Below are 12,821 nucleotides of genomic sequence, written 5' to 3' on the forward strand. Positions count from 1 at the left end.
CGCTGGGACGATCCCGGTCGACCTGCGACAGGGACTCTGCAGGGCGCGGCCACAGTCGGGGAAGGGTGCCGCGTGGAGCTACGCGACTACATCGCGGTCTTGCGCAAGGGATGGGTCTTCATCCTGGTGCTGGCACTGGTCGGCGTCGCCGCGGCGGCGGGCTTCTCGCTCCTCAAGCAGCCGGTCTACTCCGCGTCGGCGCAGGTCTTCGTCTCGACGCAGACCAGTGGCAGTGCGAGTGACCTGGCGCAGGGGAACACCTTCACGCAGCAGCGGGTGCTGACGTACTCGAACCTCGTCGATACGCCGATCGTGCTGCTCCCCGTCATCTCGAGCCTCAAGCTGGACATGACGTCGGACGAACTCGCCGAGCTCGTCACCTCGGATGCGCCGCTCAACACGACGCTCATCTCGATCACCGTGAACGACACGGGCGCCAAGCAGGCCGCCGACATCGCGAACGCGACCTCCGAGAGCCTGACGAACGTGGTGCAGAACATCGAGGCCACCGACGCTGACGGTACGAGCACGGTCAAGCTCACCCGTGTGAAGGAGGCCCAGGTGCCGAGCGCGCCGGTCAGCCCGAACGTGCCGGTCAACGTCGTGCTGGGGCTGCTCGTCGGCCTCGCGCTCGGTGTCGGTGTCGCGGTCCTGCGCGAGACGCTCGACAACCGTGTCCGCACCGAGTCCGACGTCGAGAAGATCAGTGAGAAGCCGGTCGTCGGCGGCATCGCCTTCGACAGCAAGGCGTCGGAGCGTCCCCTCATCGTGCAGGTCGACCCGCGCAGCCCGCGGGCCGAGTCCTTCCGAACGCTCCGCACGAACCTGCAGTTCCTCGACCTCGGCACCGGGTCGCGTACGTTCGTGATGACGTCGTCGGTCGCGGCCGAGGGTAAGAGCACCACCGTCGCGAACCTCGCCATCGCGCTCGACAGCGCCGGCTTCCGCGTGATCCTGATCGACGCCGACCTGCGTCGACCGAAGATCGCCACCTACATGGACCTCGAGGGCGCTGCCGGGCTCACCGACGTGCTCATCGGGCGCGCCACCATCGAGGACGTCGCCGTGCCGTGGGGCCGCGGCAACCTCGTGGTGCTCCCCGCCGGGCCGATCCCGCCGAACCCGTCCGAGCTGCTCGGTTCCCGCGCGATGCAGGACCTGATCGCCGGTCTCGAGCAGCAGTTCGACTACGTGCTCTTCGACGCACCGCCCCTGCTGCCCGTCACCGATGCCGCCATCCTGTCGAAGAAAGTCTCCGGTGCGATCGTCGCCGTCGCGTCCGGCCGCACCCACAAGGGTCAGCTCGCCGGCGCCGTCAGCGCACTCGAGAACGTCGGCGCCCCGATCGCCGGCTTCGTCATGACGATGATGCCGACCAAGGGCCCGGGCGCCTACGGGTACGGCCGGTACGGCTACGCGTACGGCTACGGCATGGAGGACGAGGACACCCCCATGCCGAAGCCCCCGAAGCGCGGGCGCGTCGCCGCCACCCGTAGGGCTACTCGATGACGGCGGTCCGCACGTGAGTCCGCGCCGAGGGTTCCGCACCCTCGGCAGCGTCTCCTCGCGCCGCACGCTCGTCTGGGTCGCCGTGATCGTGGTCGCCCTGGTGGTTGTCGACGTGCTACTCGTCGCACTCGCGCTGACGCGCACCGCACCGGCGTCCAACGGGAACCCCGGACCAGTGCCCACCTTCTCGAGCGCGCCCCGTTCGCCGAGTCCCACGACGGCCGAGCCGTCCGACGCCGTCACGACGGATCCCGCAGCAACGGTCGCGCCCGTCCGCCGTCTGCTGTCCGCAGTGGACGGACAGGAGGCATGGCGCGCCTCCAGTGGGGTGTGCGACGGAACCGACGGGGTACTGGAACACACTGTGGACGGCGGACGCACGTGGGCGCCGGTCGGTCGCGGGGCAGGATCCGGCGCCGTGCTGGCGCTCCGCGCCGGCACCGACGGCGTCTCGGTCGTCGTCGGCACGGGCGACGACTGCGAGCCGGCTGTTCGGACGTCGGTCGACGACGGACGGTCCTGGAAGTACGAAGTCGCCGGCGCGGCGGGAGCCGGTGTCGGACCGGACGGTCTGATCCTGTCGACCGGCACCGTCGACTCCCCGTGCGCCGACCCCATCCAGGCGTACGAGGGTACGTTCACCACCGCGGTCGTCTGTGCCGACGAGGTGCAGTGGCGCTCGGGTGACGGCGCCTGGGTGGGCGTGCCGCTCGTCGGGGCGCGGTCGCTGGCCGATGACGGTAACTCGTATCTCGTCGCCCGTGTCGGTGCCGCCACGTGCGCCGGTGCGGAGATCCGGTCGATGCCGGCGACCGGTGTGACACCTTCAACGAAGTCCACCGTCGTCGGGTGCGCTGCGGACGCGGACGCGGACGAGGACCCGGACGCGCCGCTTGCCATCGCCCGGGCAGGCGAGGCCGTGTGGTTGTGGACCGGGGCCGAGGTCCGCACCTCGAGCGACGGTGGTGCGACGTGGTGACCCTGAACGGTCGGCAGCCCACCGCCGCAGTGCCGTGGGCGGCGAACTACGCTCGCCGACTCGTGACCACCGACGTCCTCGTGCTGATCTGGGTGATCTTCGGCGTGCAGATCGCCTGGTTCGGACTCGACAGCGCGGGCGTCGCGGTCAGTGGCAGCATCGCGGACCTGGCAATCGGCTACACGACGGTCTCCCTGGCGATCATCGCTGCCTGGCTGGTCGTCCTCGCGCTCTACGACACCCGCGACAACCGGTACGTCGGCACTGGTTCGGCCGAGTACCGCAGGATCGTCGACGCCTCGATCCGATTATTCGCGTTCGTCGCGATCGTCGCCTACGTCTTCAAGATCGACCTGGCTCGCGGGTACATATTTATCGCCTTCCCACTCGGCACGTTGGTCCTGATGTTCAGCCGATGGATCTGGCGGCAGTGGTTGAACGCACAGCGTCAGGGCGGTCGGTACTCGGCGAAGGTCCTGTTGGTGGGCTCCACGTCGAGCGTCGCGCACCTCGCACTCGAACTCGCACGGCATCCGGAGGAGGGGTACCGGGTAGTGGCCGCATGTGTGCCGGAGGGTGCCATCGGTGACACCGTCGCCGGGACGAGCATCCCGATCGTCGGTCGGATCCCCGATGCGCTCCGGGCACTGAACAGCAGCGATGCCGACACGGTGGCAGTGACGAGCTCCGAGGAACTCGGTGCGCAAGCCGTCCGCGAGCTGAGCTGGGGTCTCGAAGGCGGCCGACAGCACCTGATAGTCGCGCCGAGTCTCACGCAGATCAACGGCCCGCGGATCCACACTCGTCCCGTCGCCGGGCTGCCGTTGATCCACGTCGAGATGCCTCGGTACGAGGGCTCAACACACTTCATGAAGCGCGCGTTCGACCTCGTCGGATCTGCGGCACTCATCACGGTGTTGTCGCCGGTGCTGATAGTCATCGCGCTCGCGGTCAAGCTGACGAGCGCTGGGCCCGTCTTCTACCGTCAGGAGCGGATCGGCCAGAACGGAGAGCCGTTCCTGATGCTGAAGTTCCGGTCGATGCGCGTCAACGCCGACGACGAACTCGCCGCGCTCCTCGTCCAGCAGGGGACCTCCGACAAGCCGCTCTTCAAGGTTGAGAACGATCCCCGCGTCACGTCGATCGGGCACTTCCTCCGCAAGCACTCACTGGACGAGTTCCCGCAGCTGTTCAATGTCCTGCAGGGATCGATGAGCCTGGTCGGGCCCCGCCCTCAGCGTGCAGGCGAAGTTGCGATGTACGACGATGCCGCGCGGCGGCGACTGCTCTTGAAGCCCGGTATGAGTGGGCTCTGGCAGGTCGGAGGACGGTCGTCACTCGCCTGGGAAGACGCAATCCGACTCGACTTGTACTATGTCGAAAACTGGTCGATAACCGGCGACATGGTCATCCTCTGGCGAACGATCAAGGCAGTCCTGCAGCCGGGCAGCGACGCCCATTAGCGAACTCCTAGCCGCGGTTGGACGGAGCAAAATCCGCGACGCCCGAGACCGGCCGTCCTGCAGTGAATGCTTCAAGGGCAGCGATCGTCCGTTCGGTCGCACGTCCATCGCCGTAGGGGTTCACTGCCTGCGACATCGCGGCGTACGCCTCGTCTGATCGCAGCAGATCATCGACCGACCGGACGATCGTCGACGGGTCGGTGCCGACGAGCTTGACGACACCGAAGTCGACCGCCTCCGGCCGCTCAGTGGAGTCGCGCATCACGAGCACCGGTTTCCCCAGTGCGGGCGCCTCTTCCTGGATGCCGCCGGAATCAGTGAGCACGATCGAGCAGGCGTCGAGCAAGTGGATGAACTCGCCGTACCCGACTGGCTCGATGATCAGGACGTTGGGTAGCGACTGCAGTGGCGGCAACAGAGCGTCGCGAACCGCCGGGTTCTTGTGGACCGGGAGGATGATGAGGAGGTCCGGGTGGGCGATCGCCAAGGTTCTGAGTGCCGAGGCGATCTGCTCCATCCCCCCGCCGAGGTTCTCCCGCCGGTGCGACGTGACCAGGAGGATCCTCCGATCGGTCTTGATCGCTTCCCCGAGTGCTGGGTCGGAAAACGCGACGTGGCTGCGGGAACGTGCTTCGAGGAGCGCATCGATGACGCTGTTCCCCGTGACGACGATCGCGTCAGCGGACACGCCCTCGTTCACGAGGTTCTGACGGCTGTGTGGTGTCGGAGCGAGGTGGAGCGAAGTGATCTGCGTCAGGAGCTTCCGGTTCCCCTCCTCAGGGAACGGAAGGCGGAGATCATGGCTCCTGAGCCCGGCCTCGAGGTGCACGACGGGGATCTGGTGGTAGAAGGCAGTCAGGCCCGCAGCGAAGGCAGTTGAGGTGTCTCCCTGCACCATCACGACGTCGGGATTCTCCGCTCCGAATAGGACGTCGAGCCCGTGCATCGTGGCTGTTGCGATGTCGACCAGCGTCTGGCGCGGTTTCAGGATCGCCAGATCGGTGTCCGGGATGATCCCGAAGACCTCGTTCACCTGGTCGAGCATCTCCCGGTGCTGACCGGTGACCGTGACGTGCGAGGCCAAGGAGGGGTGCGATCGGAGTGCCTTGACGATCGGTGCGAACTTGATGGCTTCCGGACGCGTGCCGTAGATCGGCATGATGTTCAAGTTGATCTCCGAGCGACGTGGGGAGCTCGTGTGCCCCCTCGCGAGATTCTAGACGTCGGAAGACCCCAGTCCGGTTGGATCTTCGTGGCAGAATGACCGAGCGCGGGGCTGGCCAGGTCCGCCGCGAAAGGGGACCTGTTGCCACGTCAGACCGTTGCGGATCGTTCCGCGGTTGGTGTGCGACGGGCCCCGGCGATCGAGACCCGTGCAGCCACCTTCGGCGTTACCGCCATTTTGCTGGCGCAGTGGACACTGCCGACCGTCGGTTTTGCGCTGCTCGTGCACGATCGGGGGCAGGTGCGCGGGACGGCTGTCGTGCTGCTTGCGCCGCTCGTTTTCGCTGCCGGGGGCTTCCTCGCCAGCCGCGTCGGTTCTCGAGGACTGGTCGGGGAACCGGACGAGCCAGCGTGGCTTCCCGCATTCCTCCGTGGCTGCATCTTGGTCTTGGGGTTGCTCGCGGTGGTGCACTTCTCCGCCGTCGGCATCCCGCTCCTGAGCAGCAGCGTCGAGACGAGCCGGTTCGACATCGGTTCGAGCGGGCTCGGTGGGTTCCCGAGTCGAGCGGTCCTGTACGCCCTGCCGATCGCGGCATTGATCGGTCTCGCGACCATCCGCGCTGCCTCGAAACGCGCCGCGGTGACCCTCTGGGGCCTGTTCGTCGTGACCCAGGTCTTCCTCGGGTTCAAGGGTGGCCTCATCGAAGTGCTGATCATCACCGCGCTCGGCCTGGCAATCCGGTACGGACGTCTCGGATTCAAGCAGCTCGCGGGGTTCGCGGCCGGTGCAGTAGTGGCCATCGGGTACGTCACGTACGTCGGCTCGAGGTACCAGACGCTCGCCGGCTCGGACGCTGGCATCGCCTACGTGATCCGGCGATCGACGAGTGACGCGATCATCGCCGGGTACACGGCACTGACAGCTCGGCCGGTGGGGATCTCAGACCACACCTCAGTGCTGTTGCGCGATCTCGGTGTGCTCTTCGGCCGCTACCTGGGGACTGCCCCGGAGGGGTACTCCTTCGACGAACTGGTCTCGTCGGTCGTGACGGGGACACCGATCCAGCGCGGGGCGTTCCTCGTGCCGGTGACGGTGGGCGGACCCGTCTACCTGCTCTACAGCATGCCGGTCCTCGCGTGCGTCCTCGTCCTCCTGGCGCTCGGGGTCGTGTGGCGGTCAGCGGTGGTGCGACTGCAGCGGGCAAAGGCGCCCCTGCTCACTGTCGGCGCCGGCGTGCTGGTGTACGGGATCCGTCTGTTCCTGATGAATGGAAACGGCGCCTACCTCCTGATCAACTTGACGTTCACGTTCGGGCTCCTGGTGATCTGCTTCGGCGTCGGTCACGTGTTCCTCCGACCACGTCGGGCTACACATGTCATCGCTGTGGGGAGACCACTCCATTAGCGCGCATCGAATCCGCTTCGCACTCTTCCAAGCCGGGCCGATTGCCGTCGTGGGGACCACGCTCCTCGTGTGGCCGCTCCTCGGTCGCCTTCTCGCACCGGCGTCCGTCGGTCAGTTGTCAGGTGTCCTCGCGTTCAGCAGCATCTTGGCGCCGGTGGTGACGCTCGGTGCGCACCTGCACGTCGCGAACCGTCTGGCAAGGGAACCGATGAGGGCCGGTGCGGCGGACGGCCGCCTCGTACGGTTCCTGCTCGTGGTTCTGATCGCGGTCGCGGTCGTCAGCGTCGTCGGCTTGGCCGTGACGAACGGGAGCCCGGTCCTGAGAGTGTCGGCAGTGGTCGCGGCGACGGGCTGCTCGATCCTAGGTCTCGGGGTGGTCCGCGGACTGAACAGGGCCGGTCTGTACGCTGCGGTGACGATCTGGTCGCAATTCCTGGCTCTGCTCCTGCTCTCTGCGGTCGCCGGGATCACCGGGTCTCTCGACGCCGGTCTCACCGTCTACGTCGTCGCCCTGATCCTCGGCGCGACCGTCGTAGCGCCACTCGTCAAGCACCAGCCCGACGCGGGCGTCTCAGAGAGCCCCCGGCAGATCGGCTTCCAGTCGGTCGGTCTCGTGCCGCACCTCGTGCTTGCTGTCGCCACGCTCCTCCTCGCACGAATCATCGTCGGGCTGGTCACCGGTCCGGTCGGGCTCGCAGGTTTCCAATACGCGTCGCTGCTGATCGGCGGAGTCACCACGATCGGAGCGTCCCTCGACGCGCACTGGTCCACCCGAGCGCAAGTCGCGGCCAGCGTGACGGAACTGCGCAGCCTGCTCAACCGGAACCTTGTCCGCATTCAGGTGGTGCTCGTGGCCGTCGCGATCGGCGTCGTAGTGTTCATCTTCGTGCTCCTGCCCCTGTGGCTTCCTCCCTCATACGACGCCAGCGCAGTGCGGCTCGCCGTCCTCGTCTCGCTCAGTGCAGGGTCGTTCCAGGCGCTTGCCGACAACAGGGCTGCAGCGCTGATGTGGCTCGGACGGTCCGGGGCGGTATCGGCCGGGACGACCGTCGGCGTGGTCATCGCCTCAGTGAGTTGCTTCCTACTGGTCACAGCGTTCGGCTGGGAGGCGGCGGGCGCAGCGATCGCGCTCGGCACCGCGTCACGAGCCTTGGTCACCTCTGTGCTCCTCCGTCGCGCCGAGCCTGCTCTCGGCCTCGACCGTCCAGCCGTGGTCGTCTCGACTGCCGCCGTCGGACTCGTCCTCGGGGCCGTCCTCCTCACGCAAATCTGAAGAAGGCGCAATGCGAATCCTGATGCTGACGAACAGCTACGTCGACCGGACCCGGGGCGGTGTGGAGCTGCACGTCTACAACCTGGCCAAAGAGCTCGAGGCAGCCGGCCACACGGTCACGGTGGGGCGCACCAGCCCGGGAGAAAGCTTGCTCGCGGTCGACGGGCCCGAATTGTGGGTCATCGACCCGCACACCGCAGGCACCGAGGGGCGTGCGCGGACCCGTCGGAGCACCGGGCGCGGCCGGTTCCTCTCGAACTTCCTCGCGCGCGTCCAAATCGGTCGACGCATCGGTCGGACCCTGCAGAGCGCGGAGCTGGAGCGCCGATTCGACGTCATCCACCACCACGACTTCGTCACGAGCGCCGTCATCGCGCGACGTCTCCGTCGCTCCGGTATCCGCCAAGTCTGGACAAACCACCTCGGAGAGTTCCTCATCCTGCGCCGGGTTCCCGTGATCGGTCGGTGGGTCACCAGATGGCTCACGACGCCGTTCCAAGCGGCGACCGGACCGTCACCCGAACTCGCCGACCAAGCGGCAGTGCGTTGTCCGATCCGGTACGTCCCCAACGGCGTCGATGTTCAGACCTTCCGGCCCGCAGAGGCCGTCGAGCGACGAGAATCTCGCGGCGACCTCGGCCTCCCTGCGGCGGAGACCGTCTGCATCGTCCCGCGACGCTGGGCACCGAGCAAGGGAGTGGTCTTCGTCGCCGAAGCGATCACACTGCCCGAGTGGCCCGCCGAGGTCGCCATGGTGTTCGTGGGAGCCGGCGAGTCCGACTTCCCCGAGTACGCGCAGGAAGTCCGCGGGCTTCTGGCGCGCGCACGAGGCACGATCGCGGTGGTCGATTCGGTCGACGCCGCCGGGATGGCGAGCTACCTCCGCGCCTCCGACCTGTGTGTGATCCCGTCGCTCCTGGAGGCAACCAGCCTCTCCGCCCTCGAGGCGATGGCGAGCGGACTCCCACTGGTCGCATCCGACGTCGGCGGGCTTCCCGAACTCGTCAACGACCGCACCGGTTTACTCGTTCCTCCGCGTTCACCGATCGAGCTGGCCGAGGCAGTGTCGCAGCTCGCGGCGCTGCCGGTCGAGGCGCGGCTCGCCATGGCGGAGGAGGCGCGTCGTTTCGTGGAAGAGTCGTACGCGTGGTCGAACATCGCGAACCGTATCAGCGAGATATACGACGTGGCAGCGTCGTGAGGATCGCCTACCTCTCCCACGTGAGCAGCAGGTGGATCAAGCAGCGTCCGCATTTCCTGAGTGAAGCGCTCGGCCGTGTCGAGGGCGTTGACGTCGCCTTCTTCGACTCCCTGTTCGTCAAGCGAGGTCGGTTGGTCAAGGGGCAGCGACTCGCCGTTCCGGTCTGGCACCTGCCCCTCGTCCCGCAGCGGCTCCGCGAACGCCTCACGGCAGTGGACGCAGTTATGAGTACCATGTCCGCGCTCTTGCTCTTCGTGCTCTGGCACCCAGACGTCGTCATCGTCACCCACGCACGACACCAGCGCCTCGTCCGGGTGCTCCGCACCGCGCGGGTGCGGATTATCTACGACTGCATGGATCTCAACCGCGAGTTCTCGGACGCGACCCAAGCGGACATCGCCGCCGAGCACCAGCTGCGGGCAGCAGCCGAGCTCGTGTGGTGTTCGAGTGCTGCCATCGCGGACGACGTCCGTTCGACACATCCAGACGCGAGGACCCAGGTGGTGAGGAACGCACTCGATCGAGCGAGTGCCGAATCGGTGTTCGCCGCACCCGGCGCGGTCGAGGCGGGTACCGTGCGGTTCATCGGCACAGTCTCGGAGTGGTTCCGGTTCGAGGACGTCCTCGCTTTGCTCCAGGCGGAGCCCGACATCCGTGTGGAGCTCGTGGGACCGACCGACGTTCGCGTTCCGAGCCATCCGCGTCTGATCGCGATCGGTCCGAAGCCGCATGCCGAGGTCTTGTCGCTCATGGCGACGAGTGACGTCCTGGTGATGCCGTTCGAGATCACCCCACTCGTCCTCGGAGTCGATCCCGTCAAGGTGTACGAGTACGTCGTGTCGGGGCGCCCGGTCGTGTGCTCCGACTACCCAGAGCTCGCGCACTTCGGGCCCGACATCTCTCGAGTCTCCGGAACGGAATCCTTCGTCAGTGCGGTCCTGGCGAGCATGGGCGCTCCGGGTCGTACCCAGACGGACGTCCGGTCCTTCGTGGACCACAACAACTGGGATGCGCGCGCTCGGTCGGCCACGGAGGCGCTGTGAGCGCGGTAGCCGTCGTCATCGTCTCGTACCGGTCAGAAGCTGCTGCCGTCTCGGCAGCGAGATCGGTGGCCTTCGAGCCGGACGTCGTGAGTATCACGATCGTCGACAACTCGGCGAGCGAGCGACGAGACGAGGAGTTCGCGCTCGGCGAAATCAGCGATCGCGTGGTCGTCGTGCGCCCTAGCCGGAACCTCGGGTACGCCGGCGGCAACAACGTCGGAATCCGAGCGGCCATCGCTGCAGGACACGAGTTCGTGCTGGTGCTCAACCCGGATGTCGATCTGCCTGCTGGCACGGTTCGCGCTCTGATCGAGGAGTCGGCGAGTTCGGGAGCGCACGTCGTGTCACCCGCACTCGCGGAAGCCCCGAACGGCCACGAGACCGTGCTGCGTCGACCGGGGTTCGACCTTCTGCTCGGCCGAGGGGTGCTCGAAGCGCCCGTCGGACGACGATTTATCCCCACCTTCTTCGGCGCCGCGTTCCTGGCAAGGCCTCGAACTTTCGAGATGTTCGGCTTCCTCGATGAACGGCTGTTCTTGTACTGCGAAGAGGTTGAGTTCGTCGAGCGACTCACCCGGCGGGGGGAACGTGCGGTGTTTCGGCTCGCCGAGGACGTCGTCGTCCGCCACAGACGGGGCGGCACGGTCTCTCCAGGCGGCTACGACGCCGGCGCTCGATCGATGATTGCCTACGAAGAAGCTTCGCGCTCAGCGGTCGTCTTCGGCAGAACCTACCACCCGCTTCGGGTCTGGTTGTGGATGTTCGCACGGCTCGGAATGGCGGCAGGACTGATCACCCGCAATCCTGCGGCAGCTCGAGCAGTCGTCCGTGGAGTCGTCCGGGGTCTCGGCAATCGAACGATCAGACCGGGTCGAGCGTGAGCCTGGGCAGACGATCTCGCGGGTTCAGCTTGCTGGCTTTCTAAGATGAGCACCATGTCCGACGCGCCGACCGCCCGACGCGCGCACCGTCGCTGGCTTCTATGGGGCGTCCTCTTCATCGTCCTGCTCGTGATCGCCGCGGTCGCCTGGGTGGCGATTCGTGGCGCGATTGCGAAGCAGGACCTCGAGTCGTCCATCGCGCACGTCGACAGCCTGCGGGCGCAGCTGTCAAAAGGGGACACCGCCGCTGCGCAGCGCACGGCGGTGAAGCTCGAGTTGAGCGCCGCCGACGCTCGGGCGAAGACGAGCGACCCGGTGTGGGCTGTCTTCGAGCACACCCCGTTCGTCGGCGGCAACCTGCGCGCCGTGCGCCAGGTGTCCGCGATCGTCGACGACATCGCAAGCGACGCCGTGCGGCCGGTTGCCGGCGTCCTGGGCGACGTGGACGTCGCCGCGTTCAGACCCGAGGACGGCAAGATCGACCTGCAGCCACTCGTCGCGGCGCAGCCTGCGGTCGCGCAGGCGACCACGGCGCTCGGCAAAGCGACCCGCGCGGCCGACCGCATCGACACCGGTGACACCGTGTCGGCCGTGACGGACGCGGTGGACCAGCTCCGAGCCTCCTTGGCGTCGGTGTCGGAACAGGCGGCCGTCGCGGACAAAGTGGTGCAGCTGGCGCCGGCGATGCTCGGCGACGGCGGTGCGAAGCAGTACCTGGTGCTCTTCCAGAACAACGCGGAGCTGCGGGCCGGCGGGGGGATCCCGGGGGCGGTGGCGCTGCTGGACGTCGAGGACGGTGGGATCTCGCTCCGGCAGCAGGCATCGACAGCCAACTTCCCGCAGGTGGACGAGCCGGTGCTGCCGCTGACCACAGACACGCAGGGCCTGTACGGCTCGATCACGGGGGAGTTCATCCAGGACGTGACCCTGACACCACGGTTCGACACCTCGGCGAAGCTCGCGCGGGAGATGTGGAAGCGCGAGTTCGGGCAGCGCGTCGACGGCGTGCTGTCGATCGACCCCGTGACGCTCGGCTACATCCTGCAGGCGACGGGCCCGGTGAAGCTGGCGACGGGGGACGAGCTCACCTCGGACAACGCCGTGCAGCTGCTGCTGAAAGACGCGTACGCGAAGTATCCGGACCCCGCGGTGCAGGATGCCTTCTTCGCGTCGGCGGCCAGCGCGGTGTTCACGAAGGTGTCCGAGGGCGGCTTCGACCCGAAGGAGTTCATCGCGGCACTGACGACGGGGGTCGACGAGGGACGAGTGAAGCTCTGGAGCGCCGACCGGGCCGAGCAGGCGGAGCTGACGGGGACGGCCATCGCGGGGGCGCTGCCCGCCAGCGACGACCGTTCGCAGCAGTTCGGTGTGTATCTCAACGACGCGACCGGCGCAAAGATGGACTACTACCTCGAGAAGTCCGTCTCGATCGGCAGCGAGGTGTGCCGGAAGGACGGCCGCCCGACATGGACGCTCGAAGTCACGCTGCAGAACACGGCCCCGGCGGACGCGGCGATGAGCCTGCCGGAGTACGTCACCGGCGCCGGAACCTTCGGCGTGCCGCCCGGCGCAGTTCGGACAAACGTCGCGATCTACGCCCCCTCTTCAGGGGTCTACGTCACATCCACTCAGGATGGCACGACGGCTTCTCCACAGACGGCAACGGACGGCGACCATCCCGTAGCGCAGTTTCAAACCCTGCTTTCACCAGGGAAAAGCACGACGATCCGGGTGCAGTACCTCGGTGGTGCGGACCTCGGGCGCACTCCGGTCGACGCGGTCTCGACTCCCGGGGTTCACCAGTCGGTTACAAAGCCGCTGGTCACCAGCTGTGAATAGCCGGTAGATTGAGCGGACTTCGCAACGCGCCTCCATGCATTCGGGTCTGGTAGCACAACCATCT

At 67.3% G+C, this 12,821-nt stretch carries 10 protein-coding genes; 9 read left to right on the plus strand and 1 reads right to left on the minus strand.

Annotation, left to right across the window (positions count from 1 at the left end):
• Positions 1 to 72 precede the first annotated feature (72 nt).
• The 3 genes from FS532_RS17675 to FS532_RS17685 all read left to right on the plus strand — a co-directional run bounded on the left by FS532_RS17675 (position 73) and on the right by FS532_RS17685 (position 3,951).
• On the plus strand, positions 73 to 1,509 hold the full coding sequence (locus tag FS532_RS17675) for a polysaccharide biosynthesis tyrosine autokinase (RefSeq protein WP_144757196.1): 1,437 nt from the start codon (positions 73 to 75) through the stop codon (positions 1,507 to 1,509).
• 13 nt (positions 1,510 to 1,522) lie between these two features.
• Complete coding sequence (locus tag FS532_RS17680) at positions 1,523 to 2,488, plus strand: hypothetical protein (RefSeq protein WP_144757198.1); 966 nt, start codon at positions 1,523 to 1,525, stop codon at positions 2,486 to 2,488.
• 62 nt (positions 2,489 to 2,550) lie between these two features.
• Positions 2,551 to 3,951, plus strand: coding sequence for a sugar transferase (locus FS532_RS17685; RefSeq protein WP_260852806.1), 1,401 nt, complete (start codon positions 2,551 to 2,553; stop codon positions 3,949 to 3,951).
• Positions 3,952 to 3,958: 7 nt separating this feature from the next.
• On the opposite strand, the gene wecB is transcribed toward FS532_RS17685, so the two are convergent.
• On the minus strand, positions 3,959 to 5,110 hold the full coding sequence (wecB, locus tag FS532_RS17690; protein ID WP_144757202.1) for a non-hydrolyzing UDP-N-acetylglucosamine 2-epimerase: 1,152 nt from the start codon (positions 5,108 to 5,110) through the stop codon (positions 3,959 to 3,961).
• Positions 5,111 to 5,563: 453 nt separating this feature from the next.
• Between wecB and FS532_RS17695 the strand changes: the two genes are divergently transcribed.
• The 6 genes from FS532_RS17695 to FS532_RS17715 all read left to right on the plus strand — a co-directional run bounded on the left by FS532_RS17695 (position 5,564) and on the right by FS532_RS17715 (position 12,757).
• Complete coding sequence (locus tag FS532_RS17695) at positions 5,564 to 6,520, plus strand: hypothetical protein (RefSeq protein WP_144757203.1); 957 nt, start codon at positions 5,564 to 5,566, stop codon at positions 6,518 to 6,520.
• 49 nt (positions 6,521 to 6,569) lie between these two features.
• The gene (locus FS532_RS17700; RefSeq protein ID WP_144757205.1) at positions 6,570 to 7,793 is read left to right on the plus strand and encodes a lipopolysaccharide biosynthesis protein; all 1,224 of its coding nucleotides are present in this window, start codon (positions 6,570 to 6,572) and stop codon (positions 7,791 to 7,793) included.
• Between the two features lie 10 nt (positions 7,794 to 7,803).
• The gene (locus FS532_RS17705; RefSeq protein ID WP_144757207.1) at positions 7,804 to 8,994 is read left to right on the plus strand and encodes a glycosyltransferase family 4 protein; all 1,191 of its coding nucleotides are present in this window, start codon (positions 7,804 to 7,806) and stop codon (positions 8,992 to 8,994) included.
• Between the two features lie 20 nt (positions 8,995 to 9,014).
• Positions 9,015 to 10,037 carry a glycosyltransferase gene (locus FS532_RS18830; RefSeq protein WP_186322125.1) on the plus strand — a complete coding sequence of 341 codons (1,023 nt, stop codon included), beginning with the start codon at positions 9,015 to 9,017 and terminating at the stop codon, positions 10,035 to 10,037.
• Positions 10,034 to 10,918 carry a glycosyltransferase gene (locus FS532_RS17710; RefSeq protein ID WP_186322126.1) on the plus strand — a complete coding sequence of 295 codons (885 nt, stop codon included), beginning with the start codon at positions 10,034 to 10,036 and terminating at the stop codon, positions 10,916 to 10,918. Before FS532_RS18830 ends, FS532_RS17710 begins: the two co-directional genes overlap by 4 nt.
• Positions 10,919 to 11,047: 129 nt before the next feature.
• Positions 11,048 to 12,757 (plus strand): DUF4012 domain-containing protein, encoded by a 1,710-nt coding sequence (locus FS532_RS17715; protein WP_144757211.1) that lies wholly within the window; start codon positions 11,048 to 11,050, stop codon positions 12,755 to 12,757.
• The last annotated feature ends 64 nt before the right edge of the window (positions 12,758 to 12,821 follow it).

This window comes from Curtobacterium pusillum, assembly GCF_007673235.1.
Classification (GTDB): Bacteria; Actinomycetota; Actinomycetes; order Actinomycetales; family Microbacteriaceae; genus Curtobacterium; species Curtobacterium pusillum_C.

Excerpts from the sequence above, each read along its gene's own strand:
- wecB (WP_144757202.1), bottom strand. The coding sequence starts at position 5,110 with ATGCCGATCTACGGCACGCGTCCGGAAGCCATCAAGTTCGCACCGATC.
- FS532_RS17705 (WP_144757207.1), top strand. The coding sequence starts at position 7,804 with ATGCGAATCCTGATGCTGACGAACAGCTACGTCGACCGGACCCGGGGC.